At 69.0% G+C, this 25,417-nt stretch carries 20 protein-coding genes and 2 pseudogenes; 8 read left to right on the plus strand and 14 right to left on the minus strand.

Features of this window, described 5'->3' with window-relative positions; genetic code table 11:
• The first annotated feature begins 45 nt into the window (after positions 1 to 45).
• Genes htpG through gluQRS form a run of 3 tightly spaced genes read left to right on the plus strand, consistent with a single transcriptional unit; the run spans position 46 to position 3,123 of the window.
• Complete coding sequence (gene htpG / locus MFF21_RS03345; protein ID WP_238309791.1) at positions 46 to 1,920, plus strand: molecular chaperone HtpG; 1,875 nt, start codon at positions 46 to 48, stop codon at positions 1,918 to 1,920.
• A gap of 52 nt (positions 1,921 to 1,972) precedes the next feature.
• The gene (locus MFF21_RS03350; RefSeq protein ID WP_238309792.1) at positions 1,973 to 2,254 is read left to right on the plus strand and encodes a hypothetical protein; all 282 of its coding nucleotides are present in this window, start codon (positions 1,973 to 1,975) and stop codon (positions 2,252 to 2,254) included.
• Positions 2,251 to 3,123 carry a tRNA glutamyl-Q(34) synthetase GluQRS gene (gene gluQRS / locus MFF21_RS03355; protein ID WP_238309793.1) on the plus strand — a complete coding sequence of 291 codons (873 nt, stop codon included), beginning with the start codon at positions 2,251 to 2,253 and terminating at the stop codon, positions 3,121 to 3,123. Before MFF21_RS03350 ends, gluQRS begins: the two co-directional genes overlap by 4 nt.
• Before the next feature lie 100 nt (positions 3,124 to 3,223).
• Here the strand turns inward: gluQRS and MFF21_RS03360 are convergent.
• Positions 3,224 to 3,310, minus strand: a pseudogene (locus MFF21_RS03360) (IS5-like element ISMra2 family transposase); the annotation flags it as partial.
• Between the two features lie 457 nt (positions 3,311 to 3,767).
• On the opposite strand from MFF21_RS03360, the gene MFF21_RS03365 reads away from it, so the two are divergent.
• Positions 3,768 to 4,211, plus strand: a complete 444-nt coding sequence (locus MFF21_RS03365; RefSeq protein WP_238309794.1) for a hypothetical protein — start codon at positions 3,768 to 3,770, stop codon at positions 4,209 to 4,211.
• A 48-nt stretch (positions 4,212 to 4,259) separates the two neighbouring features.
• On the plus strand, positions 4,260 to 5,648 hold the full coding sequence (locus MFF21_RS03370) for a hypothetical protein (protein ID WP_238309795.1): 1,389 nt from the start codon (positions 4,260 to 4,262) through the stop codon (positions 5,646 to 5,648).
• 234 nt (positions 5,649 to 5,882) lie between these two features.
• On the opposite strand, the pseudogene MFF21_RS03375 reads toward MFF21_RS03370, so the two are convergent.
• The 3 genes and pseudogenes from MFF21_RS03375 to MFF21_RS03385 all read right to left on the minus strand — a co-directional run.
• Positions 5,883 to 6,224, minus strand: a pseudogene (locus MFF21_RS03375) (transposase); the annotation flags it as partial.
• 63 nt (positions 6,225 to 6,287) lie between these two features.
• Positions 6,288 to 8,351 carry a M23 family metallopeptidase gene (locus MFF21_RS03380; RefSeq protein WP_238309796.1) on the minus strand — a complete coding sequence of 688 codons (2,064 nt, stop codon included), beginning with the start codon at positions 8,349 to 8,351 and terminating at the stop codon, positions 6,288 to 6,290.
• Positions 8,352 to 8,454: 103 nt separating this feature from the next.
• Positions 8,455 to 9,003, minus strand: coding sequence for a CoA-binding protein (locus MFF21_RS03385; protein ID WP_373324905.1), 549 nt, complete (start codon positions 9,001 to 9,003; stop codon positions 8,455 to 8,457).
• 45 nt (positions 9,004 to 9,048) lie between these two features.
• Here MFF21_RS03385 and MFF21_RS03390 point away from each other — a divergent pair, with 45 nt between their 5' ends.
• The 3 genes from MFF21_RS03390 (at position 9,049) to rpsI (ending at position 10,634) form a co-directional block, all read left to right on the plus strand.
• Positions 9,049 to 9,519: a PaaI family thioesterase gene (locus MFF21_RS03390; protein ID WP_238309797.1), complete on the plus strand. Its 471-nt coding sequence runs from the start codon at positions 9,049 to 9,051 to the stop codon at positions 9,517 to 9,519.
• 168 nt (positions 9,520 to 9,687) lie between these two features.
• Positions 9,688 to 10,149 (plus strand): 50S ribosomal protein L13, encoded by a 462-nt coding sequence (gene rplM / locus MFF21_RS03395; RefSeq protein ID WP_238309798.1) that lies wholly within the window; start codon positions 9,688 to 9,690, stop codon positions 10,147 to 10,149.
• 2 nt (positions 10,150 to 10,151) lie between these two features.
• Positions 10,152 to 10,634, plus strand: coding sequence for a 30S ribosomal protein S9 (rpsI, locus tag MFF21_RS03400; protein ID WP_238309799.1), 483 nt, complete (start codon positions 10,152 to 10,154; stop codon positions 10,632 to 10,634).
• A gap of 359 nt (positions 10,635 to 10,993) precedes the next feature.
• On the opposite strand, the gene MFF21_RS03405 is transcribed toward rpsI, so the two are convergent.
• The 10 genes from MFF21_RS03405 to MFF21_RS03450 all read right to left on the minus strand — a co-directional run bounded on the left by MFF21_RS03405 (position 10,994) and on the right by MFF21_RS03450 (position 25,318).
• Positions 10,994 to 12,745 carry a pyrroloquinoline quinone-dependent dehydrogenase gene (locus MFF21_RS03405; RefSeq protein ID WP_373324929.1) on the minus strand — a complete coding sequence of 584 codons (1,752 nt, stop codon included), beginning with the start codon at positions 12,743 to 12,745 and terminating at the stop codon, positions 10,994 to 10,996.
• A 106-nt stretch (positions 12,746 to 12,851) separates the two neighbouring features.
• A complete protein-coding gene (recJ, locus tag MFF21_RS03410) occupies positions 12,852 to 14,663 on the minus strand; it encodes a single-stranded-DNA-specific exonuclease RecJ (protein WP_373324906.1) in 1,812 nt (603 codons plus the stop codon).
• Positions 14,664 to 14,769: 106 nt separating this feature from the next.
• Positions 14,770 to 16,167, minus strand: a complete 1,398-nt coding sequence (locus tag MFF21_RS03415; protein WP_238309801.1) for an NAD(P)(+) transhydrogenase (Re/Si-specific) subunit beta — start codon at positions 16,165 to 16,167, stop codon at positions 14,770 to 14,772.
• Positions 16,168 to 16,171: 4 nt separating this feature from the next.
• Positions 16,172 to 16,624 (minus strand): proton-translocating transhydrogenase family protein, encoded by a 453-nt coding sequence (locus MFF21_RS03420; RefSeq protein WP_238309802.1) that lies wholly within the window; start codon positions 16,622 to 16,624, stop codon positions 16,172 to 16,174.
• Positions 16,625 to 16,646: 22 nt separating this feature from the next.
• Positions 16,647 to 17,786, minus strand: a complete 1,140-nt coding sequence (locus MFF21_RS03425) for a Re/Si-specific NAD(P)(+) transhydrogenase subunit alpha (protein WP_238309803.1) — start codon at positions 17,784 to 17,786, stop codon at positions 16,647 to 16,649.
• 138 nt (positions 17,787 to 17,924) lie between these two features.
• Positions 17,925 to 18,218, minus strand: coding sequence for an aa3-type cytochrome c oxidase subunit IV (locus MFF21_RS03430; RefSeq protein WP_238309804.1), 294 nt, complete (start codon positions 18,216 to 18,218; stop codon positions 17,925 to 17,927).
• Positions 18,219 to 18,329: 111 nt separating this feature from the next.
• Positions 18,330 to 19,700, minus strand: coding sequence for an ABC1 kinase family protein (locus tag MFF21_RS03435; RefSeq protein WP_238309805.1), 1,371 nt, complete (start codon positions 19,698 to 19,700; stop codon positions 18,330 to 18,332).
• A 108-nt stretch (positions 19,701 to 19,808) separates the two neighbouring features.
• Positions 19,809 to 21,290 carry a peptidoglycan L,D-endopeptidase MepK gene (locus tag MFF21_RS03440; RefSeq protein ID WP_238309806.1) on the minus strand — a complete coding sequence of 494 codons (1,482 nt, stop codon included), beginning with the start codon at positions 21,288 to 21,290 and terminating at the stop codon, positions 19,809 to 19,811.
• 242 nt (positions 21,291 to 21,532) lie between these two features.
• A complete protein-coding gene (locus tag MFF21_RS03445; RefSeq protein ID WP_238309807.1) occupies positions 21,533 to 23,656 on the minus strand; it encodes a L,D-transpeptidase family protein in 2,124 nt (707 codons plus the stop codon).
• Positions 23,657 to 23,824: 168 nt separating this feature from the next.
• Positions 23,825 to 25,318: a sigma-54-dependent transcriptional regulator gene (locus MFF21_RS03450; RefSeq protein WP_238309808.1), complete on the minus strand. Its 1,494-nt coding sequence runs from the start codon at positions 25,316 to 25,318 to the stop codon at positions 23,825 to 23,827.
• Positions 25,319 to 25,417: the final 99 nt, after the last annotated feature.

Below are 25,417 nucleotides of genomic sequence, written 5' to 3' on the forward strand. Positions count from 1 at the left end.
CCATATCGCGCCCCGGAAAATTCCTGGAACCCTGGAGGCGATCCTTTGAGCGAGACGGTCAACGCGCAGGTCGAGCGCCACGATTTCGGGGCCGAGGTCGGGCGCCTTCTCGATCTCGTCGTCCATGCCCTCTATTCCGACCGCGAGATCTTCCTTCGCGAACTCGTCGCCAACGCGGCCGATGCGACCGACCGGCGTCGCTTCGAGGCCCTGACGAACGAGGCCCTGGCCCTGCCGTCGGACGCCAAGGTGCGCGTCGTGCCCGACAAGGAGGCGCGTACGCTGACCATCTCGGATGCCGGTATCGGCATGACCAAGGAGGACCTGGCGCAGAATCTCGGCACCATCGCCCGCTCCGGCACCCGCGCCTTCTCCCAGTCGCTCGGCGAGGTGAAGACCGGCGAGGACGGGCAGGACCTGCGCCCGAGCCTGATCGGCCAGTTCGGCGTCGGCTTCTACTCCGCCTTCATGGTGGCCGACCGGGTCACCGTCACCTCGCGGCGCGCCGGTACGGACGAAGCCTGGCGCTGGGAGTCGGACGGCCGCGGCAGCTACACCCTGGCGCCGGCCGAGCGGGCGGAGGCCGGCACCGATATCGTCCTGCATCTCAAGGACGATGCCGAGGAATATCTGGAGAGCTACCGGCTCGACCACGTCGTGCGCAAATGGGCCGACAACATCGCCGTGCCGATCGCCATCGTGGACGCGGAGGGCAAGGAGGAGGCGGCCAACAAGGGCACGGCCCTGTGGCGCAAGTCCAAATCCGAGATCACGGACGAGCAGTACAAGGAATTCTACCGCACGGTCGGGCACAACTTCGACGAGCCCTGGGCCACGATCCACTGGCGGGCCGAGGGCGCCCTCGAATTCACCGGCCTGCTGTTCGTGCCGGGCATGAAGCCCTTCATGCCCATGGAGGACGACCGCCGGTCCAAGGTGCGGCTGCATGTGCGCCGCATGTTCATCACCGACGAGGCCGAGCTGCTGCCGAACTGGCTGCGCTTCGTGCAGGGCGTGGTCGACACCGACGACCTGCCCCTCAACGTCTCCCGCGAGATGCTGCAATCGACACCGGCGCTGCAGAAGATCCGCCGGGCCGTGACGGGCCGGGTGCTCAGCGAGCTGACGAGCCGTTCGAAGAACGTCGAGAAGGCGGAGGACTATCTCAAGTTCTTCGAGAATTTCGGGCCGGTGCTGAAGGAGGGCATTTACGAAGATTTCGAGCGCCGGGCCGAGATCGCTCCGCTGCTGCGCTTCCGCTCCACCACGCAGGAGGGCTGGACCTCGCTGCCCGACTACGTGGCGCGGATGAAGCCGGAGCAGGAGGCGATCTACTACCTCGTCGCCGACGACCTCGAGACCGGCCGGAAATCGCCCCAGCTCGAGGGCTTCAACGCCCGCGGGATCGAGGTGCTGCTGCTCTCCGACCATGTCGACGCGTTCTGGCCGGAGCAGCTCGGGAAGTTCGAGGACAAGCCCCTGCGCTCGGTCACCCAGGGCGGCGCCGACCTCTCGAAGTTCAAGCCCGAGGGCGAGGAGGCCGAGGCGCCTCCGGCCGACAAGCTCGTAGCGGCCCTGAAGCTCGCCCTCGAGAAGGACGTGTCGGAGGTGCGCACCACCGATCGCCTGGTCGACAGCGCCGTGGTGCTCGCCGCCTCCGGTGCGGGGCCGGACCTGCAGATGCAGCGCCTGCTGCGCCGGGCCGGCCGCGGCTTCGGCGGTGGCCTGCCGATCCTGGAGATCAACCCGCGCCACGCTCTCATCAAGGCGCTGGAGGCCAAGGCCGAGGCCGGCGCGGATCTGACCGAGGCTGCGGGCACCCTCCTCGACCTCGCCCGCGTGCAGGACGGCGACACCCCGCGCGATCCGGCGGCTTTCGCCCGGGCCGTCGCGGCGGCCCTGGCCGGCGCCGCTTCCTGATGGGGGCCGGGCGGCGTTGACAGCGCCGCCCGCTTCCGGCGAACACCGCAGCATGGCTTTCGACGCGCTCGACGATTCCGCCACCGCCGCCCGCGACCGGCGGCTCGCCTGGGCCATCGCAGCCCTGGTCGCGGCCACCGTGCTGATCGGCGCCCTGGCACCGGCCCCGCAGAAGCAGGCCGCGCTCGCCCCGGAAAACGACCCGTCTTGCGCCGAATGGGGCAATGGCTGCGTGGTCTGCCAGCGCCTTGCCGAAGGGCCGGCCTGCTCCCTGCCTGGCATCGCCTGCACGCCCGCCACGACCCGCTGCCTGCGCGCCGCCGGAGAGCCGTGAGCGGACCGCTCCTCCGCTTCGCCCCCAGCCCGAACGGCCGCCTGCATCGTGGCCATGCCTATTCGGCGCTCCTGAACGCGCAGCTCGCAAAGGCGTTCGGCGGCGGCCTGCTGCTGCGGATCGAGGACATCGATCTCGCCCGCTCACGCCCCGACTTCGTCGCCGGCATCCACACGGATCTCGCCTGGCTCGGCCTCGTCTTCCAGGGGCCGGTGCACCGCCAGTCCGAGCATTTTTCCGACTATGCCGCCGCGCGCGACCGGCTCGCGGCTTCAGGCTTCACCTATCCCTGCTTCTGCTCCCGCGGGCAGATCGCCGCGCGCATCGCGGCTCTGGAGGGGCAGGGCCGGATCATCGCCCGCGACCCGGACGGCACGCCGCTCTATCCCGGCACCTGCCGCGGGCTGCCGAAGGAGGCGGTGCAGGCGCGCATCGCGGCGGGCGAGCCGCATACCTGGCGGCTCGACATGGGCAACGCGCTTCGGGCGCTCGGCGAGCCCCTGACGATCCGCTGCTGCGCCGTCGATGGCACGGAGGCGACGCGTCCGGCCAATCCGGCCCGTTGGGGCGACGCGGTCATCGCCCGGCGCGACGTGCCGACGAGCTATCATCTCTCGGTCGTCTGGGACGATGCCGTGCAGGGCATCACCCATGTCGTGCGCGGGCAGGATCTCGAGGCGGCGACCGACCTGCATCGTCTGCTGCAGCACCTGCTCGGGCTGCCTGTCCCGGCCTACCACCATCACGCCCTGATCCGCTCCGGCGACGGCGAGAAGCTCGCCAAGTCGAAGGGCTCGGAATCCCTCGCCGATCTGCGGGCGAGGGGCGTGAGTGCGGAGGAAATCCGGCAAAGCCTCGGCTTCACTTAGGGCCTGTCGTCACCTGATCCAGTCGAGGGCGGTGACGGGGCAGAGGACGCTTGTGAAGCCGCGGGGCGGCCTTCGGCGCAGTGGCTAGCGATGCGAGACACTGTTTGAGGCGGTTGATCGGTTGCTCGACCCGATTGCGTTCGCGGCAGGCGGCTTCGTCGAAGTGGTGCTGGCGCGGCGGCTCCTTTCAAGGGGCACCCGCGCGCAGATCCAGAACATACCGTTCAGAACTTTGCAGCCCATCATTCGGATCGGGCCATACGCGGCCTGCTGGAAGGCCGCTACGGGGCGGTCTGGTTGCACTTCGCACCGGCCAGCGAAAAGCGTCGCATTAAGCCCCCGTGGCATCATTCAACCCAGCCTATGAGCCTTTCACAGAGCTGTTATAGGAACATTTGCCTTGACACATCGGAGATTTTGGTGTGTTCTACTTTTGTTCTCGTTCGGAGGGCATCCGAGCAGGCTACGAGCCACCACTATCAAGGAGGAGTTGATGAGATTCAAATAGATTATTCGCGTTAAAGCGCTGCAATATGAATATATAAAATTAGATCTCCATAACTGTTAAGTGCATATTTTTATTATAAAATATATTCTGAATATACTGGCTGGAAAAATATTCTTACCATCAAAAGGAGAAGTTCATGAAAAAGCTGAATTCAATTATGGCTGCTCTTGCTCTTGTCGCTACACCAGCCTTCGCTCAGCAGAAGACATATAATCTTCAGGTGACCGAGTCAGACCTCGTTGCTTTGTCAAAGTACCTCGGCAAGGCGCCCTACGACGAGGTTGCGCCAATTATTCAGCGGCTCGGCGCTCAGGTGCAGCGGCAAGCGGCATCGCTTGCATCGCAGTTGGCGTCCGGCGAGCCCCAGTCGAAGCAGAGTCCGCAGATCCCAACCATCGGTAGCAAGGCGGCTGCACAGGGCGGCCAACCGGTCGCCACGAAGGAAGGTCCGAAGACCCTGAGCCCAGCCGATATGGAGGCTGAGATGAGGGCGAAGGACACGAGCCGCCCGTCGATCCCAATGAATAAGGCCGAGCCGGCTGACATCCTGACCGTCCCCTCCGCTCCGACCGTGAAGTAACGATTCTCGGCGGCGCAAAGAAAATCACCCAACCAACCAGGAATCGATATGACCAGAACTTTCCGCTTCGCACTCCTCACCGGAGCCTCACTCTTCGCGACTGCTCCTGCGCTCGCGCAGTCGCCGGGAACCTTCTCGGACCTGACCTATCAGCGGTCGCGGGCTTCGGGCGTCGCGCCCCTAGATTTGACTTATGCCACCACCATCAACCCGAATGCCATTGTCGCGGCACCCGGCAACATGGTGTCATTCTGCCCCGCACTTTCGTGCGTCTACGGCGGCAACTTTCAGGACCACCAGCGCGCGTCACTGTTTGTCTCGTCTGTCACACAGGATGACAACCACAGTGAGGAGCAGACGGTTGGGATCACCACGAGCATCAACAAGGGTCAGCTTTCTAACTACGCGCCCAACAAATCGTTCGGTCTCGGGGAGAACATAGCGGTTGGGAACGCTGTCTATCGCGTTGTACAAGCTGGCACTACGGCCTCCAATACGCAACTCTCGGGCTCCCGCCCGTCCTTCGAAGGGCAAACTTTCCAGGATGGCTCTGTGGTTTGGCTATGGATCAACGATGCCGCCATCGCCTCGAAGGTTGGATTGTACAACGAAGTCGTAAATGAAGCCGGCGGAGGTGCATCATGGGCGCAGGCAAACAACTTCGAGCTGCGCTCCGGTCATAAGCCGAGCTTTAATCTCAATACTGAGTTTGATTATACAAATAACAGCGGTGTCAACTGTGAATTTGGCATAAATTGCATCAATATTTACGTTGCAATGGGCGGATCATTTACTTCGAGTGCCGGCATTAATATCGTTTCGAACAACACGGACAACTGGGCTTCTATCTGGGGCCTTCGCCTTAATGGCAGCATGCTTGCTCGTGAAGCGGCCATTGCGATTGACAGCAATAGCAAATATGGGATTGCGGCTAACCAGTTTGGGCTCGGCGGCGACCACTTCAGCGAGTCGTTCGTCTACGACAACAGCACATCGCTCCGCGGCGTCGAGGTGGTAGGGCCGAAGGGCTTTGGTGCATTCGTGGACGGGTCGAATGGCTCCCAATCGTCGTTCCTCGCTGGCGGAAACAAGACCAACGCCGTGTTCCTGGACCTCGCGGCCTCGCCGAAGTCTATCAGCATCGTCGGCCAGAAGACGGTCGCCTCCATTGAAGACACCGCAACCTCGCCAGCGGCACTATCCATCGGGGGCTCGAAGTCATTCGCCGGCATCTTTGAGAACTCGACTGCGCCGGTTGCGCTGCGGCTCAGCGGCTCCTATTCGGACGCCCAGATCCTCGGCAAGAACTTCCGCGTCTGGCCGGATGGCGGGCTAAATGCTCTGAATTATAACGTCAACGGCACGTCCGGTGCTTCGTGCTCAGGCCTGCCCACGAACAACTTCCGCGTCCAGAGCGGGATCGTCGTCGCCTGCTAATTCTGCTGCTGCTCTTGAGAAGGCGCCACGTCGACGAGGTGAGATGACGTGGCGCCTTCTTGCACACTGTCGAGGTTTACAGCGAGGCCGTTATCGGCATTTTCGTGCGTTGTCCCCCTCGACAATCCCTTTCAGCTCTGCGCCCGCGTCATTTTCGTGGATGTGAGCTATCTGGAGATTTGGGTGCGATGTAGGTCAGGCGGTAATGGCGATCTGGACTTGCGGTGATTTCGGCCTTGAACCCGTTGCGTGCTGATGTGCACGCGCCACCATGGCATCCGCGAAGTGCAACTCACAGTCCAGTTCGCTAAGGGCATCCGCTCGCGCCTGCAGCCGCTGCAGTACCTGATCGAACACGCAGGCCTTGCTAACGGTAGAACTGGCTCGACATGGTCCTGACAGCACCGTAGCACGCTGGTAGCTTCTCCCAGGGTGCGCCTCTGTGCGCAAGATTTAGAGAATACCGTTGAGGATCTGGCTGTGATCCTCGGCAGGCCGGCTCGTACATGGCTTCTGCGGCGACAGGAGCGGAGCGAGTTGCTCCCACTGCAAATCGGCCCGTTTAAGGCGTCGCATCGAACTGACATGGGGCAACTCACCCCACTATAAAACCCTTTGCGACAACGCCTCAAAACCCGATCAGCGCATCGCGTCGCGCTGGGCCATGGCCGTGGCGCTCTTCGATTTCTGCATGGTCTGCTCGATCTGGTCGCGCTGGCGCTTGAACTCGGCGAGCAGGCGGCCGTCGAGCTCGCGCCCGCGGGGTACGCGGATCTTCATCGGGTCGACGAAATGCCCGTTGATGATGACCTCGTAATGCAGGTGGGCGCCGGTGGAGAGGCCGGTCGAGCCGACATAGCCGATCACCTGCCCCTGCCGCACCCGGGCCCCGGCGGTGACGCCCCGGGCGAACCGGGACATGTGGTTGTAGGTGGTGACGTAGCCGTTGATGTGCTGGATCTCGACCCGGCGGCCGTAGCCGGAATCCCATTCCGCCTTGATCACCGTGCCGTTGCCCGCGGCGACGATCGGCGTGCCCACGGGATTGGCCCAATCCACGCCGGTATGCAGCTTGGCGTAGCCGAGGATCGGGTGGCGGCGGTAGCCGAAGCCCGAGCGCATGATGCCGTCGGCGATGGGCTTGCGGATGAGGAACTTCTTCAGCGAGCGGCCCTGTTCGTCGAAGTAGTCGACGGAGCCGTCGTCGGGCGATTGGAAGCGGTAGATCTTGCGCCACTCGCCGCCGATATTGAGCGCGGCATAGAGCAGTTCGGGCCGGTCGGCCGCGCCGGATCCGGAATCCTCGTCATAGGTGTAGAACACGTCGAGGGCGTCGCCGGACGCGATCCGGCGCTGGAAGTCGATGTCGTAGCTGAAGACGCGGACCATCTCGTCCACGGCGGCCCGGGGCAGGTCGTGGCGGGCGGCGGTCTCGTAGAGGCTCTGATAGAGGCGCGGGCCGGAGCCGGTGTCGTCCTCGGACTCCTCGCCGTCCTCCGGCTCGGTCTGGGCCTGCGCCGTCGGTGCCTTGGTCTCGTCCACGGGCGGGGCCACGGAGACGAAGCTGCCGCGGTCGTTCATCGCCGCGATCGCCTGGACCCCGCTCTCGCCATAGAGCACGACGCGGGTCACCTGCCGCCCCTCGGCGGCGTTCGGGCTCGGCGCGATCTGGACGCGGAACTGCTGGCCCTCCGAGAGGCCGGAGACCTTCGGCTTGCCGCCGAGCGCCGCGACGATCCCCTGGATCGCCGCCTCCTTGGCGAAGCCCGTCCCGGTGAGCACGCTCTCCAGGCTCTCCCCGCGCTTGAGCGCGAAGTCCTTCTCCTCGACCAGGGGCGGCTCGCCGGGCCGAAGTTCCACCTTGGACAGCTTCGTCACGTTCTCGGGCACGACGAGCACGTCGATCGATTTGAACAGGCCGGTGCCCGGGGCCGGTCGGTCGCCGCTCAGGGCCGAGAGCGAGGGTCCCTGTTGCAGGGTGCGCGAAAGCAGGATCTGCGGGGCGAGCGGCAGTGCCGTGCGGCGCCCGGCCTCCGCCGTGAGCCGCCGCTCCTCCGCGACCAGGGCGATCACATCGTCGTCGGAGAGCGCCGGGGCGCTGGCCTCGACGGGGATCTCCGCGAGGTCGCGCTTGATCACCGTCACCTCGGCGCCCGGCGCTTCCGCCTGCGCGCCGGGATCGACCAGGCGTTCGGGCGAATCGTCGGCGACGATCTTCATCGGATCGAAGCGCGGGATGTCGGTGGCGTAGACCCCCGTCGTCATCGACAGGGTCGAGGAGACGCGCACGAAGGGACGCACCTTGATGATCTCGCGGTCGGCGAGACGCACCGTCACGGGCGAGCGGTAGCTCTGCTTGGCCGAGGCGATCATGAGGTTGCGCACGAGGCGGTCGCCCTTGCGGGCGATATCCCCGTCCGAGGCGCGTGGTCGGGGTGCGATGCTCGCACGCTCGGGGATCGCGGCGTAGGAGACCTCGCTCTGCAGCGAGACGTGGATGGCCGCGCCGATCAGGCCGGCACCGGTCAGGCCGGTGAGGATGCTGGCGGTGAGCCAGCGGAGATTCACGTCGCGGCGATCCACCTGCTTGGCGTTGCGGCCCAACAGGTTAAGGGGCGGCTCGCCGCCCTTGGCTTCGAAGCCGCCGGCCCGCATGCCCGAAGGCGCCTCGGAGCGCCCGATCTTGACCCGCTGCCGGCTCAACCGACGATCCTCGACTGCTTCGGCATGTTATCCGTCTCGAAGGGCAGCGTGTCGAGATTGAGGCCGCGGCGCCCCGCCGCTGGCCGGAAACGTGGAGAGGGCGTCACGGCCGCTCGAGGGTGAGCTTCTGCAGGCCGCCGCGGGCGAGCACGGGCTTCTTCGCGCTGATGATGCGGGAATTCACCCCCGTCCAGCCGATCTCCCCCGAGAGCCGCCCGTACTCGATCTTGGGACAGCGGTTCATCACGACGGCGACGCCCCGCGCCTCCGCCCGCGCGGCGGCCGCGTCGTCGCGCACGCCGAGCTGCATCCAGATCACCTTCGGGAGGACGGGCAGGGCCAGCGCCTCGTCCACGAGGCCGCCGGCCACCGCCGCGTTGCGGAAGATCTCGACCATGTCGACCGGCCCCGGCAGGTCGGCGAGGCGCGCCACCACCGGCCGGCCGAGCAGAGTCTGCCCGGCGAGTCCCGGATTGACCGGCGTCACCGCGTAGCCGCGCTCCGACAGGTACTTGAACACGATGTAGCTCGGCCGGGCCGGGTTGGCCGAGGCCCCGACGAGGGCGATCGTGCGCGTCTCCTTCAGGATCGCGCGGATCCGCTCGTCGGGATAGCGGTCGTGGCAAGCGGCCGGCGGCATCGTCTCAAGCATCGCCGATGCTTGTCGGCCATTGCCGGCCGTGCTGCAAGGCGAACCATGACCGCGCCCCCCTCCGACGCCGCCGCGCCCGGCCCTCTCATGACCCTGGCGGAGACCGCCGCCTTCCTCGAGCGGGAATTCCCGCAGATGCGGGCGGGGGGCCATTGCTACCATCTCGAGGCGGTCGGCCCGATGCGGGCGCGGATGCGGCTCGATCCCGGGGAGCAGCATCTGCGCCCCGGCGGTACGGTTTCCGGCCCGGCCATGATGGCGCTCGCCGACTACGTGCTCTACGCCGCGGTGCTCGCCCAGATCGGCCCCGTCGCCCTCGCGGTGACGACCAATCTCGGCTTCAACTTCCTGCGCCGACCCGAGCCCGGGCCGCTCGCCGCGGAATGCCGGCTGCTCAAGCTCGGGCACCGGCTGGCCGTGGGCGAGGTGAGCATCACGGCTCTCGGGAGCGCGGACGTCGTTTGCCACGCCACCGGCACCTACGCGATCCCGCCGGGACGGGATGCGGTATCTTGATACCACTATCGCCAAGTCGCTGATCCGGCTGTACTTTCGCGAAAATGTGCCGGCTCGGATTGACGGGCGCCCGAATCTCCCGTAACTGGCCGCCATCGCCGCTGCATCCCCGGATGCGGCGGCGTCCTGTTTCGACCTCACACGACCTCACCGGCACGGGAATCGGCCATGAAGACCACTTCGCTGAAGCCCGCCGATGTCGACAAGAAGTGGGTGGTGATCGACGCGGAGGGCCTCGTGGTGGGCCGTCTCGCCTCGATCGTGGCGATGCGCCTGCGCGGCAAGCACAAGCCCGCCTACACCCCCCATGTCGATTGCGGCGACAACGTCATCGTCATCAACGCGGAGAAGGTGAAGTTCACCGGCCGCAAGTACGACCAGAAGAGCTACTTCCACCACACCGGCTATCCGGGTGGCATCAAGGAGCGCTCGGCCAAGTTCATCCTCGAGGGCCGGTTCCCCGAGCGTGTGGTCGAGAAGGCCGTGGAGCGCATGCTCCCGCGCGGTCCGCTCTTCCGCCAGATCCTCGGCAACCTCCGCGTCTATAAGGGCGCCGAGCACCCGCATGAGGCGCAGTCCCCGCAGACGCTCGACGTCGGCGCCCTCAACCGCAAGAACGTGAGCGCTTGATCATGGCGACCCTTCAGTCTCTCGCCGATCTCAATCGGGCGAACACCCAGACCTCCTCGGAGAACGAGGCCCCGGTCCATGTCCAGAAGCTGGACGCCCAGGGCCGCGCCTACGCCACCGGCAAGCGCAAGGACGCGGTCGCCCGCGTCTGGATCAAGCCGGGCAACGGCACGGTGGTCATCAACAACCGTCCGATCGAGACCTACTTCGCCCGTCCGGTGCTGCGCATGATCCTGCGCCAGCCGCTGGAGATCGCCGGTCGCGTCGACCAGTACGACATCACCGTCACGGTTGCCGGCGGCGGTCTCTCCGGCCAGGCCGGCGCCGTGCGCCACGGCCTCTCCAAGGCCCTGACCTACTACGAGCCGGAGCTGCGTGGCCCGCTGAAGCGCGAAGGCTTCCTGACCCGCGATTCCCGGACGGTCGAGCGCAAGAAGTACGGCCGCAAGAAGGCCCGTCGCAGCTTCCAGTTCTCGAAGCGCTGATCGGACCTCGACGGTCTTCCAACGAAAGGGCGGTCCCGCGGGGCCGCCCTTTTTCGTGTCCGCTCCCGCCTTCAGAGCCTCAGGGCGACCCAGAGCAGGACGACGCTCTCGGTCGCCAGCAGCGCGGCGATGACGATCGCGATCGCATCGTGTCGACGGACATTTCGATCGATGTTTTGGGGGGAGTACATCACCCATCCTCAGCTACGATTCGAGGTAGCTGGGGGAGCCAGGTTCTGGCACTAAAGTGCATTAATTACGGCACGCTTTGTGTCGAAATCTCGACATTCCTGTGTAATTTTTCAGGAGCTCCGGCTCGATTCCGCTTCCGGAGGAGGGAGGCGGGCTGCCTCGCCCCCTCACTCCGGCAGGGCGAAGACCACGAGGGCGTCGCCGGTGCCGAAGCCGCTGGCCTTGGTGAAGGAGGCGCCGCCGGCCGCGACCGCGACATATTGCTTGCCGTCGATGGCGTAGGTCACCGGCGGGCCGCCGATGCCGGCGCCGCATTGGAAGCGCCAGAGCAGCGTGCCGTTTTCCGCGTCGTGGGCGTCGAGATGCCCGTCCTCCTCCCCGGAGAAGACGAGGCCGCCCGATGTGGCGAGCGTGCCCCCGGACAGGCGGCTGCCCGCCTTCACCGACCAGGCGACCGCGCCGCCCTTGTTGAGGTCGAGGGCGGTGAGCGTGCTGAAGGTCGGCACGCCCTTGGCCTCGCTCGTCTCGGTGTAGCGGATCTCCGGCCGGCCGTTCGCGGCGGGCACGGTCTTCACCGTGTAGGTCGCCGCGCCGTGCCGCACCTGGGCGAAGGCGAGGCCCGTCTGCGCGTCGTAGGAGACCGGATGCCAGGAGATCGCCCCCAGGGGCCCGGGGCTGACGGTGATGCCCGCGGCACTCGGCGGCTCGAACAGGTTCCGGTGCTCGATCAGGGCCGGCGAGCGCCCGATCAGCGCCCCCGTGGCCCGGTCATGCACGTAGAGGAAGCCGATCTTGCTGGCCTCGGCCACCGCCTTCACCGGCCCCTGCGGCGTCGGATAATCGAGCAGGAAGGGCGGGCTGGCGACGTCGTAGCCCCATTCCTCGTGCGGCACCTGCTGGTCGTGCCAGCGCAGCTGCCCCGTCTTCACGTCGAGGGCGACGAGGCTCATCGTGTAGAGGTTGTCGCCCGGCCGGGAGAGGCCGAAATTCTGCGGGGCCGGATTGCCGGTGCCGAGATAGATCAGGCCGAGCGCCGGGTCGTAGGCGGGCGTCATCCAGAGGGAGCCGCCGCCGACCTTCCAGGCATCGGGAAATCTCGCGGCCGCCGCCTTCTCGGCGGCGATGTCCCGGTGGAGCGGCAGGCCGTCCCCGGTCTTCTCGACGTAGGCGCCCTCCCAGCCCTTCTCCTTGGTGACGTACCAGCGCCAGCGCTCGGCGCCGGTCCTGGCGTCGAAGGCGGCGAGCCAGCCGCGGCGGCCATAGCCGCCCTCGATGCCGACCACCGCGCCGCCATCGAGACCGCCTTTGTCGTCCTCCACGTGCAGGCCGTAGCCCGCCCCCGTCACGCCGACGATGACGAGCCCCTCCGCCACCAGGGGCGGCATCTTGAAGCCGAGGCGGCTCGAGCCCTGGACCGGCTTGTCGCCGAGCCGGGCGGCCAGCCCGGAGGCGGTCTCCGTCTCGCCCTCCTCGGGCCGCACTGCCTCGTGGTCCCAGACCAGCTTGCCGGTTTTGGCGTCGAGGGCGATCACCCGCCCGTCCATGGTCGCCTCGTAGACGAGGCCGTCCGCGACGGCGACGCCGCGGTTCGAGGGCGGCCCGAAGATCTTTTCTGTGCGCGCCTTGTGCGTGTAGGTCCACAGCACCTTACCGGTGGCGGCCTCCAGCGCGGCCACGTGGTTGGCGGTGGTGGAGACGTACATCACCCGGTCGACGATCACCGGCTCGGCCTGGAAATAGCCGGTCACCCCGGTCTGGAAGAGCCAGGCCGGCCGCAGCCGGCCGACATTGCTCCGGTCGATCTGGGTGAGGGGGGAGGCGTGCCGGTTGTCGGCGCCCCCGCCGAAGGCCGGCCAATCCTGCGCCGCGGCGGGCAGGCCGAGGACCAGGGGCGGCGCCAGAAGCGCGCAGGCCCGCAACACGGACGATCTCGCCACGCCGGATCTCCTCCCACTTGTCTTCGTTGGAAGCGCTTCTCGCACGGATCCGTTCGCCGGTCGTGCCCGACTTCGGGCCGGCGCGGGCTCAGCCGGCGGGCGCGAGGTCGCAGATGCGGATCTGGACCCGCTCGCTGCCGCGCCAGACCTGGCAGGACAGGGTGCCGGCGACGTGCAGGCTGGTGCCGATGCCGCCCAGCAGGGCGCGGCCCAGGGGCGTCTCGGCCGAGCGGAAGGCGATGGCGTCGACCGCGCGCCCGTCCCCGCTGCCGAGGCGGGCGCGGACATGGCCGTTGCCGACCACGCCCGCATGCAGCAGCCGATGCCGCGGCAGGACGAGCACCGGCTCCGGCGCGCCCTGGCCGAAGGGGCCGGCGCGCTGCAGGGTGCGGAACAGCTCCGCATGGGCGCCGCCCGCCCCGACGGTGCCGTCGATGAGCAGGGCATCGACCGCGCGGGCCCGATGGACCGCCGCGGCGAGGGCGGCGTCGAGATGGGCGCGGAAGGCGGAGAGATCCGTCGTGGCGAGCGTCGCGCCCGCGGCCATGCCGTGGCCGCCGCCCTTGGCCGCCGCGCCCTGCTCCACCGCCTGACGCACGGCGAGGCCGAGATCCACCCCCGGCACGGAGCGGCCGGAGCCGACCGCCGTGCCGTCCGGGCGCAGGGCGAAGGCGAAGGCCGGGCGGCCGTAGCGCTCCTTCACCCGGGCGGCGACGAGGCCGACCACGCCCTGGTGCCACTCCGCCGAGCCGCACACGATGACCGGGCGCTCGGGATCCTGCGCCAGGATGAAATCCGCCTCCGCCAGGGCCTCGGCGACGGCCTGGGCCTCGATCGCTTGGCGCTCGCGGTTGAGCCGGTCGAGCTCGGCCGCGATGCGCTGGGCCTCGCCGGCCTCGGCGGTGGAGAGCAGGCGGGCGCCGAGCGCCGCGTCGCCGATGCGGCCGCCGGCATTGATGCGCGGGCCGACCAGGAAGCCGAGATGCCAGGATTCCGGCGGCTCGGAGAGGCCGGCGGCATCGAGCAGGGCCGCGAGCCCGGGCCGGCCGCGGCCGCGCATGACGGTGAGCCCCTGCACCACGAAGGCGCGGTTGAGGCCGGTGAGGGGCACCACGTCGGCCACGGTGGCGAGGGCGACGAGGTCGAGGGCGTCGGTGAGCCGCGGCTCGGGGCGCGCGGCGAAGGCGCCGTCCCGGCGCAGGCGCCGGACCAGGGCGACCAGGGTGAGGAAGACCACCCCGGCCGCGCAGAGATGGCCGAGGCCGGATATGTCGTCCTGCCGGTTGGGGTTCACCAGGGCCGCGACGGGGGGCAGGGTCTCCGCCGCGCCGTGATGGTCGAGCACGATCACGTCGAGGCCCAGCGCCCGGGCGGCCTCCAGGGGCTCGAAGGCGGCGGTGCCGCAATCGACGCAGACCAGGAGCCGCGCGCCGGCCTCGGCCAGCGCCGTCACCGCGGCGACGTTGGGGCCGTAGCCCTCGGTGATGCGGTCGGGGATATGGACCTGCACCGGCACGCCGAAGGCGCGGAGCGCATCGGCGAGCAGGGCGGCGCTGGCGGCGCCGTCCACGTCGTAATCGCCGAAGATCGCCACCGATTCCGCGGCCGAAACGGCGCGGGCCAGGCGGTCGACGGCGGCCTCCATGTCGAGGAGGACGTCGGGATCCGGCATCAGGTCGCGCAGGCGCGGGCTGAGGAAGGCCTCCGCCTCCTGCGGGCGCACGCCGCGGGCGGCGAGCAGGCGGGCCAGGGCGTCCGGCAGGCCGTAGGCCTGGGTCATGGTCGCGGCGGCGGCGAGGGCGGCCGCATCGGTGCAGCGCTCGCGCCAGGGCCGGCCGAGCACGGAGCAGGCGACGTCGAGGAAGGGCCGGTCGGGGGCGGGGAGGGGGCTGGCGGACACGGGGCGCATCATAGCGCCCCCGTCGCGAAACCGCTGCGGCCTTCAGACGACAGCGGGGCGGGCGATTGCTCGCCCGCCCCGCCGCGAAGGATCGTCCGAGAAAGGCTCAGAAGGCCTTGAGGATCGAGTCGACCACCTTCTTGGCGTCGCCGAACAGCATCATGGTGTTGTCGCGGAAGAACACCTCGTTCTCCACGCCGGCATAGCCGGAGCCCATGCCGCGCTTGATGAAGAGGACGGTCTTGGCCTTCTCCACGTCGAGGATCGGCATGCCGTAGATCGGCGAGGCCTTGTCCGTCTTGGCGGCCGGGTTGGTGACGTCGTTGGCGCCGATCACGAAGGCCACGTCGGCCTGCGGGAACTCGCCGTTGATGTCCTCCAGCTCGAACACCTCGTCGTAGGGGACGTTGGCTTCCGCCAGGAGCACGTTCATGTGGCCCGGCATGCGGCCCGCGACCGGGTGGATCGCGTATTTCACCTCGACGCCCTCCTTCTTGAGGATGTCGGCCATCTCGCGCAGCGAGTGCTGGGCCTGGGCCACCGCCATGCCGTAGCCCGGCACGATGATGACGCGCTCGGCGTTCTTCATGATGTAGGCCGCGTCGTCGGCCGAGCCCTGCTTCACCGGCCGAGTCTCGACCTGGCCCGTGCCGGCCACGGCGGTGTCGCCGCCGAAGCCGCCGAGGATGACCGAGATGAACGAGCGGTTCATCGCGTGGCACATGATGTAGGACAGGATCGCGCCCGAGGAGCCGACCAGCGAGCCCGTGATGATGAGCGCGAGGTTGCCCAGGGTGAAGCCGATGCCGGCCGCCGCCCAGCCCGAGTAGGAGTTGAGCATCGACACGACCACCGGCATGTCCGCGCCGCCGATCGGGATGATGATCAGGCCGCCCAGCACGAGGGAGACGATCACGATCAGCCAGAACAGCGCCTTGGACTCGGTGCCGATGAACAGGGTGATCAGCAGCACGAGGCCGATGGCCAGGGCCAGGTTGATGGCGTGACGGGCCGGCAGCAGGATCGGCTTGCCGGACATGCGGCCGTCGAGCTTGGCGAAGGCGATGACCGAACCGGTGAAGGTGATCGCGCCGATCGCCACGCCGAGACCCATCTCGAACAGCGACTGCTTGTGGAAGTGGCCGTTCTCGATGATGCCGAAGGCCTGCGGGGCGTAGAGCGCGCCCGCCGCCACCGCGACGGCCGCGAGGCCGACGAGGGAGTGGAAGGCGGCCACGAGCTGCGGCATCGCCGTCATCGGCACGCGCTTGGCGATGACCGCGCCGGCACCGCCGCCGATGGCGAGGCCGAGCAGCACCAGCACCCAGGCGCCGAGACCCGCCGGCGGATGGCCGACGAGGGTGGTGAGGATGGCGAGCCCCATGCCCACCATGCCGTACATGTTGCCCTGGCGGGAGGTCGTGGGGTGCGAGAGCCCCCGCAGCGCCATGATGAACAGGACGCCGGCGACGATGTAGAGAAGGGAAGAGACGTTTTCCGACATCGCCTCAGGCCTTCTTCTTGTACATGCCGAGCATGCGCTGGGTGACGAGGAACCCGCCGAAGATGTTCACGCTGGCGAGAACGATACCGATGAAGCCGAAGAAGCGGGCGAAACCGGTGCCCTTCTCGACCAGGGGGACACCGACGGCGAGCAGCGCGCCGACGATGATGACGGAGGAGATCGCGTTGGTGACCGACATCAGCGGCGTGTGCAGGGCCGGGGTCACCGACCAGACCACGTAGTAGCCGACGAAGATCGCCAGGACGAAGATCGCCAGGCGGAAGACGGTCGGGTCGACGGCGCCGTGGGTGGCAGCGGCGACGCCGTGGCCGAGGGAATCGGCGACGGACTGGGCGTAATCGGCGTGCTGCCGGGCGATCTCGGCGGCGGCACGCGCCGCGGCCGCTGCGGACTGGGCCTGGTCGGCCGCCGCATCAGGGGGAGGAAGGGTTGCCATGTGAGAAGATCCTCCGCGCGGGTCAGGCTGCGGGCTTGAAGGAATCGTGGACGATCGCGCCGTCGCGCGTGAGGTTCGTGGCCTTCACGAGCTCGTCGTCCCACTTCACCGCGAGCGCCTTGCTCTCCTTGTCGACGAGGGTCTCGACGAAGGCGTAGAGGTTGCGCGCGTAGAGGCTGGACGCGGTCGCGGCGAGGCGGCCGGGCACGTTGATGTGGCCGACGATCTTCACGTCGTTGCCGGTGGTCACGATCTCGCCCGCCTTGGCGCCGGCGACGTTGCCGCCGCGCTCCACCGCGAGGTCGACGAGAACCGAGCCCGGCTTCATCGAGGCGATCATCTCCTCCGACACCAGCTTCGGGGCCGGGCGGCCCGGAATCAGCGCCGTCGTGATGACGATGTCCTGCTTGGCGATGTGGCCCTTGACCAGCTCCGCCTGCTTCTTCTGGTACTCGGCCGACATCTCCTTGGCGTAGCCGCCGGAGGTCTCGGCCTGCTTGAACTCCTCGTCCTCCACGGCGACGAACTTGGCGCCGAGGGATTCGACCTGCTCCTTGGTGGCCGGGCGCACATCGGTCGCCGTCACCACGGCGCCGAGGCGGCGGGCGGTGGCGATGGCCTGGAGTCCGGCCACGCCGACGCCCATGATGAAGATGCGCGCGGCCGGGACGGTGCCGGCGGCGGTCATCATCATCGGCAGGGAGCGGCCGTACTCGGCGGCCCCGTCGATCACCGCACGGTAGCCCGCGAGGTTCGCCTGCGAGGAGAGCACGTCCATCACCTGCGCGCGGGTGATGCGGGGCATCAGCTCCATGGCGAAGGTGCTGATCCCGGCATCGGCCATGGCCTTCAGCTCGGCCTCGCGGCCGTAGGGATCCATGATCGCGATGACCGCGGCGCCCTTCGGGATCTTGGGGAGCTCGTCCGCGCCGGGGCGGCGGACCTTGAGCACGAGGTCGGCGCCGTTCAGGGCCTCCTCGGCGGTCGCGGCGATCTTGGCGCCGGCGGCCTCATATTCGGCATCCGGCACGCCGGCCTTCTTGCCGGCACCGGCTTGAACGACCACGTCGCCGCCCAGTGCAATGAATTTCTTGACGGTCTCGGGCACAGCGGCCACGCGCGGTTCGGCCGCGTCCGATTCCGCCAGTACGGCGATACGCATTAAGGAGCTCCCGTTCTTACAGCCGTCCGTTCAGGACGCGCCGGTATCCGAGCCTAATCGTTTTCGTAGCGATGACTCGCGGCGCCGGCGTCGCGGACCCTCAAACGGGTTCACGAACGCCGCGAGCCAAGAGCAGGATCAGGCGAAAGCCAAAGCCGCCGCGAGGAGGACGACCACAACCGCGGGCGCCTTCCAGCCGATGGCGGGGACGAAGGCGCCGACCGCGCCGGCCGCCCATGAGAGAAGCACACCGCCGATCGCGGTGAGCCAAGCCTCGCGGATGCCGCCGACCGCGAGGGCGAGAACCCAGCAGAGAACAACCGCCGTGCCGATTTCCACGAAGCGGACGAAACCACGATAGGTCTGCTCGTGGGTGTTGCCGTCCATGGCCGGGCTGTACGTCACACCCGACAGGGTCTTGGTCTCGGCCATTGTGCGTTCTGTCCCTGCGACTCTTTTGTTGGTTCGCAGCGGATTTAGCGCAAGCGTTTCACAGTCGCAATCAGCTTGTCCATGAGCGAAATAGCCGGCTGTCGACTTTCCTCAGGCCGGTCGCAGCAATCCCGCCGCATCGAGCGCGGCCCCTTGACGCTCCGAAAGGGCTTCCAGAGAGAAGCGTTCGATCTCCGCTTCGAACAGCCTGTGGTAGTTCAGCTCCGAGCGCAGATGCAGGAACACGGCGCCCAGGCCGACCGCGGCGCGGTCCATGAACACGAATTCCTGGGGAACGGTGACCGGGCCCCGCTCCTTCAGCGCCTGATGCACCTGGAAAGCCTGGCGGCGGCCGTATTCGCCGGGCTTCACCCCGTCCGCGACCGTCCGCACCCGATCCTCCAGGAGCGGCCCGTAGATGAAGCGCGCCCAGATGTTGAGGATGTCGATCGTCTCGTTGGTGAGCTTCTTGAAGCCCCAGACCTCGTAGGCGTGAACGACCCGCTCGCGGTCGTCCTCCAGCAGGCCGCGATAGAGATCGACCACGCCGCCCACGAAGCGCGGGTGGAAGATGCGCACGCAGCCATAGTCGAGCAGGTTGATGCCCTGCGCCTCGCCGCCTTCCGAGAAGACGGTGTAGTTGCCGAGATGCGGATCGCCGTGGATGACCGCGGCGCGGCTGAAGGGGTGCCACCACGCCTTGAACATGGCCTGGGCGATCCGGTTGCGGATCTCGATCGGCGCCTCCGCGAAGCCGAGGATGCGCGCGCCCTCGAGCCAGCCGAGGGTGAGGAGCCGCTTCGTGGAGAGGTCGCCATGCACCGCCGGCACGCGCACGGCCTCGATGTCCTTCAGCACGGCGCCGTAGAGGGCGGCGTGCTTGGCCTCGCGGGTATAGTCGAGTTCCTCGCGGACCCGCGCGCCGATCTCCTTCTTGATCTCGCTGGTGTCGAGCCAGGCGTTCATGCGCCGGTGCAGGGCGAAGGCGAGTTCGAGCTGCTTGAGGTCTGCCTCAACCGCTGATTGCATATCAGGGTATTGCAGTTTGCAGGCCAGGGAGGCCCCGTCGCGGGAGGTCGCCCGGTGGACCTGGCCGAGGGAGGCGGCGGCGGCGGGCTTGAGATCGAAGCTGCCGAACCGGCTCTGCCAGTCGGCGCCGAGCTCGGCCATCATCCGCCGCTTCACGAAGGCCGCCCCCATGGGCGGGGCGTCGGCCTGGAGCTTCTGCAGCTCGGCGGCGTATTCCGGCGGCAGCAGGTCCGGCACGGTGGCGAGGAGCTGCGCCACCTTCATGATCGGCCCCTTCAGGCCGCCGAGCGCCTGGGCGAGGGCCGCCGCGTTGCTCGGGGCCTCGCCGCCCTTGCCGCCGAACAGCTTGGCGCCGGCCATGCGGGCCGCGACCCCGCCGACATTGGCGCCGACGCGGGCGTAGCGGCTGGCGCGGGCGGAGAAGCGGTTCGCTTCCGGGTCGGTCTCGGCCATGAAATCCGGTCTGAGGTTCTGTCGGCTGCGGACCGGAGATAAGCGCCACCCCCGAGCTTGCCCAGGCCCGGGCGGGCAAAGGCCGATGAGGCCTCGCGTCGCGGCGCGTCAGCGGCCCGTGCGGATCCCGGCGGTGGCCGAGCCGGTGAAATGCGAGGCGGCGAGCTCCTCCCCCGGGCTGCGGGCGGAGAATCGGCTCAGCACGGCCTCGGCGACCTGGGCGAACACGCCCTCCGGCACCGCCTCGTTATGCGGGCGGGCCTCGGCGACCTCCACCGGCGCGGAGGGGCCGACCGGTTCGGACGCGCCCTGCGACACGGCCAGGAAGAGGCCGCGCAACTGCGTCTGCGTATCGGCATCCGGCGCGACGAGATGGGTCCGCGGCGCCGGCTCGTCGGCGAGCTTGGCCATGCCGGACAGGCCGGCATCGCCGAGGCCAGCCACCTGGATCGGACGCGGGGGCGGGATCGGCATGGCGATCGCCGCGGCCAATGCGGCGAGCTCCGCCGGCCGGCGCGGGGGCAGGGGCGCCACCACCGCCTGCTGGCTCTCGCCGCCCATGGCGCCGGTGAGCAGGGCCTGGGCGCTGGGCGCCTCGCGCCGCAGCAGGGTGTCGCGCAGGGCCCCGGAGGTGTTCGGTGCGGCATAGGCCAGGGCGGCGCGGGCGTCGGCGGGGTCTTCCGGATCGGCGCTCGCCACGGCGACCGGGGCGGCTTTGCCCTTGCGGGGAGCCTGAGCCTGAGCTTGGGCGGGCGTCGCCGGGGCGGCGGGCTGTCCGGCGCCTCCGCCGAACAGGCTCGCGAAGAAGCCCTTCAGGCCCGGGCCGTCATCCATCTCCTCGGCGCTCGCCACCGTGGTCTGGCCGAGCACGGTGCCGCCGCGGGCCAGGATCTCGGCGCGGGCCTCCTCGTAGCGGGCCAGCGGCCGGTTGTCGGCGGGCAGGTGCACGGTCTTGCCGTCGGGGAAGAGCCGGGCGAGCTGGTCGTGGGTCATGCGCGGCCAGGAGCGGACCGAGCCGACATCGAGATGCACGAAGGGCGAGCCCGAGCGCGGATACCAGCCGACGCCGCCCCGCTGGAGCCGCATGCCGGCGGCGCGGATGTCGTCGATCGAGGCATCGGTGAGGAAGAAATCCATCGCCTTGCCCTGCATGTGCTGGCTGAACTCGGCGACGCCCGCCGAGCGCCGGCGCAGCATGCCGTTGGTCTTGGGGCTGCGATAGCCGCAGACCACGCGGATCGGCGCCGAGGAGCCGACCGAGCGCTGCGCCTCCCAGACCACGTCGAACAGGCGCGGATCCATCTTGGTGGCTTCCGATTCGCGCCAGTCGCGCAGGAGCCAGTTGAGCTGGTCGAGGGCGGCGCGGTCGTAGCGGCCATCGCGCTTGAAGGTGATGGTCGCGCTCTCCTGGGTGTGCTCGTGGATCAGCGAGAGCGTGCGGGTATCGCCGTTGGCGACCGCGTTCTCGGTCTCGGCCGTGCCGGCCACCACCGCGAGGCCGATCGCGCCCAGAAGCGAGAGGACGCGCAGGGCGCCGCGGGGATGCTGCGCGCGGGCAGCCCGGGAAGTTCGCCGCTTCGCAACCGCCATGGGTCTCACCCTCGCTCGTCGCCACCACGTCGCGGACGTCATGGGGGATGCAAGGTTGCCGGAGACCGTGAAACGCAGGCCCGGGTCCGTGCTGCCGCCGTCCTTCTGGCGGAAGCGGCTAAGGCTCAACCGTGGCGAAAAAGGGCCTCACAAGAGCCCTTTCGCACGTGACCTGACCATTTCTTGCGGAAAAGTGCCGCTTCCGCAGATCTTCTGCGGAATACTTCGCGAGTGTTGCGCGATTACCACCAGCTCCGCGGCTCAGGCCGGGCGAGCTCCGGCGTCCACAGGCCGGGCTCGCCATACACCTCGCTTTCCCGGTGGGGCGCGCGGGGGACGGGCGCGGCCCGCGGGGCGGCGGCACCGGTCGCCTCGCGGCGGATCGTGCGCAATGCCTGCGGCGCCGTCGGGGTGGCGGCGATGTTGCGCTTCGCCTCGGCGGGCGGCTTGGCCTTGGCCATGGCCGGCGTCGCGGGGGCGAGCCCCAGGGCCGCGCGCATCGGCGCGTCGTAGCCGTAGAGGTCCGGCAGCGTCCGGTAGACGCCGTCATCGTCGACATAGGCCGTGAAGTAGGCGAGGTGCACCGGCAGCTTCTCCGGCAGGCGGATCGTGCGCTCGCCCTTGCCGATCAGCGCCTTCAGGCGGGCGTTCGACCAGTTGGGCAGCACCGCATCGGCGAAGCGGAAGGGGTCGTCCACGCGCACGCAGCCATGGCTCATCGCCCGGTAGGAGGCGCTGAACAGCGACCGGTTCGGCGTGTCGTGCAGGTAGACCGCGTGCTGGTTCGGGAACAGGAACTTGATGAAGCCGAGCGCATTGCGCTCCCCCGGCGGCTGGCGCACCGAGATCGAGTTGCCGCGGCGCACGACCTGGTAGCCGCGCCGGGCGGCGTAGTTCGGGTCGCGGGCGAGGCCGGGCAGGAACTCCTTCTTCAGGATCGAGGGCGGCACGAACCAGGACGGGTTCACCACCGCGTATTCCATCAGCCCGGAGAAGGTCGGGGTGGGTGATTCCGGCTTGCCGACGATGACCCGCGTGGTGTCGCGCTCGATCCCGCCGCGGAAGACGCGCAGGCGGAACTCGGGCACGTTGACGAAGACGTAATCCGGCCCGAGCTCGCCCGGCAGCCAGCGCCAGCGCTCCATATTGACGAGGAGATCGGCTTCGCTGCCCCCGCGGGAGGCGGCGGGCGCGTCGTCCAGGGCGAGGGCGACCACGGTGCCCCGCGTCAGCACGCCGTTGGCCGGCAGGCCGCGGCTGCGCTGGAAGTCGGCGACCGCATCGGCCACCGCCTTGTCGTAGGTCTCGGGCTCGCCGGGGCCGGCATCGAGGGTGCCGGCGGCGCGCTCCTCCAGGCCGAAATGCGCGCGCAGGGCGGGCACCCGGCGGTCGTTCATGCCGATCTTCAGCACCGGGCCGGCGGGCAGGCGCAGGCTCTTGGAGGCGGCCACCTGCGGCGCCGGCCCACGCAGGGCGGCGAGGCGGCTCTTCAGGGCGCGATAGCCGGCGGTCTGCGGGTTGTATTCCTGCAGGATCTGGCCGGCCTTGTCCCCGGAGATGGAGACGCGGGCGAGGGTCAGGTCCGCGCCCGGCAGGTCGAGCTGCGGGGTGATCAGCTTCGAGATCGCGGTCAGGTTGACCCGGCCGCCGCGGGCGTCCCGGGCATAGAGCGCCACCGCGGCCGAGAGCTTCAGCTCCGCCTCCGCCAGAGCGGCCTCGGCGCCGGGCTTGTCGAGGTCCTTCAGGGCGGGAACCGGATAGGCGGCGGGATCGAGGCCGTCCTCGCCTGCGGCCTGCAGGCGGGCGATCACCGACTTGGCGGCGGCGTTCCAGGCGCCCTTCTCGATCCAGACCGGCCGGAAATCGACCAGGGCGTAGAAGGCCTTGAGCGCCTCGCGCTCCTTGCCCGGCAGGCGCGCCAGCAGCGGCGCGGCGTCGGAGAGCCGGGCGAACAGGGCGGCGCCCTGCGGATCGGCGGGGGCCTGGGGCGCGGCCGGCTCCGCGACGACGGGCTCCTCCTTGGGCGCGTCCGTGGCGGAGGGATCGAGCGCCGGGCCGGCCGTGGTCGGCACGGCGCCGGGATCCTCGCCGGCGGGCTTCGGGGCCGTGGAGCCCGTCTCGGCCGGCTTGGCGTCGGCGGGTGCGGGTTCGGCCGGCTTCGGCGCGCCGGTTTCCGCTCCAGGCCGGGCCTGGACGGGCGTCGTCTCGGCGGGCGCGTTCGGCTCGACCGCGGCCTTGCGGATCACCTCCGGCGCCGGGGCCGGAGGGGCGGCGGTCTCGGCCCGGGCAAGGGGCGCCATGGCCACGGACGCGGTGAGCATCGCGGCGAGGGCGAGGGTGGACCGGGCGCTCGTGAGGGCGCGCATGACACTGTCTCCCCGGGATTCGGCGGCGCGGACCGAAGCCCTGCTATGACTATCGTCTCAAGCGCGACCGTACGCAATGACACACGCGTCGAGACCGGCCTTGCTCCCGGCCCCGGCGCGAAAGGCCTTCTCGCCGCCAACCGCGTCGGTTTCGCGACGGGAAAGCGGTCAGGCGGCGGCCTCGTCGCCCTTGTCATCGCCTTCGAGGCCGAGATCCTTCAGCTTGCGGTAGAGGGTCGAGCGGCCGATCCCGAGGCGCCGCGACACTTCCGACATCCGGCCCCGGTAGAATTGCAGCGCATAGCGGATCACCTCCGCCTCCACCGCCTCCATGGTCTTCATCTCCCCGGTCTCCTCGAGCACGAGGGACATGGAATGGGGATCGCGCACCTCGACGCGGACGATCTCCCGCACCGGCTCCAGGCCGCCCCCCGGCAGCAGCGGCTGGCTCGGCAGCGGCGGGATGCGCACGTCGAAGCCCTGAACCTGCGCCGCGATCTGCGGGAATTCCGACACGGTCAGCTCGTCGCCGTCGGCGAGCACCACGGCGCGGAACAGGGCGTTCTCGAGCTGGCGCACGTTGCCGGGCCAGGGATAGCGGGTCAGCAGGGCCATGGCCTCGGGGGCGATGCCGCGCAGGCGCTTGCCCTCCTCCGCCGCGAAGCGGGCGCAGAAGGAGCGCACGAGATCCGGGATATCCTCGCTGCGGGCGCGCAGGGGCGGCAGCGTCATCGGGAAGACGTTGAGGCGGTAGTAGAGATCCTCGCGGAACTTGCCCTGCTTCACGAGATCGAGGAGCGAGCGGTTGGTCGCGGAGATCAGGCGGATGTCGACGCGCACGCTGCGCTTGCCGCCCACCGGATCGACCTCGCCTTCCTGGAGGGCGCGCAGGAGCTTCACCTGGGCCTCGAGGGGCAGTTCGCCGATCTCGTCGAGGAAGAGCGTGCCGCCCGAGGCCTCGACGAACTTGCCGACATGGCGCTCGGTGGCGCCGGTGAAGGCGCCCTTCTCATGGCCGAACAGGGTCGATTCGACGAGGTTGTCCGGGATCGCCCCGCAATTGACGGTGACGAAGGGCTTGCCCCGGCGGTCGCCGGAGCCCTGGATCGCCCGGGCCAGCACCTCCTTGCCGACGCCGGATTCCCCCTCGATCAGCACGGGGATGTTCGACTTGGCGGCGCGCTCGGCGAGCCGGATCACCCGGTCCATGTCCGGGCTCTTCGAGGCGAGGTCCTTGAAGCCGAGGGAGCCGGAGGCGCGGCGGCGCATGCGGCGCACCTCCTCTTCCAACTGGTCGACCCGCAGGGCGTTCTTGATCGAGACCTGGAGCCGCTCGGCCCCCGCGGGCTTGACCACGAAATCGACGGCGCCGGCGCGCATCGCGTTGATGACGGCGTCGATCGAGCCGTTCGAGGTTTGCACGATGACCGGGGTGTCGATGCTGCTCTTGCGCATCTCCGCCATCACGGCGAGCCCGTCCATGCCGCCGGGCATGACGAGGTCGAGGAGCACCACGTCGATGCCGTCGCCGGCCCGCAGCATCGCGAGCCCGTCCGTCCCGGATTCCGCCACCCGCGCCTCGAAGCCGAGGCGGCGCACCATGCTCTCGGCGAGCCGGCGCTGCACGGGATCGTCATCCACGATCAGGACGGTCGTCGTCATCAAGGATCCTCGGGCTTCCCGCTCCCGGCGGCCGCCGGTCCGCCCGGAGGAGGGCGGGATCGGGCGGTTCGTTCGGCGAAGCTGTTTCGTTTCGAAGCG

The sequence above is a fragment of the Methylobacterium organophilum genome (genome assembly GCF_022179465.1).
GTDB classification, from domain to species: domain Bacteria; phylum Pseudomonadota; class Alphaproteobacteria; order Rhizobiales; family Beijerinckiaceae; genus Methylobacterium; species Methylobacterium organophilum.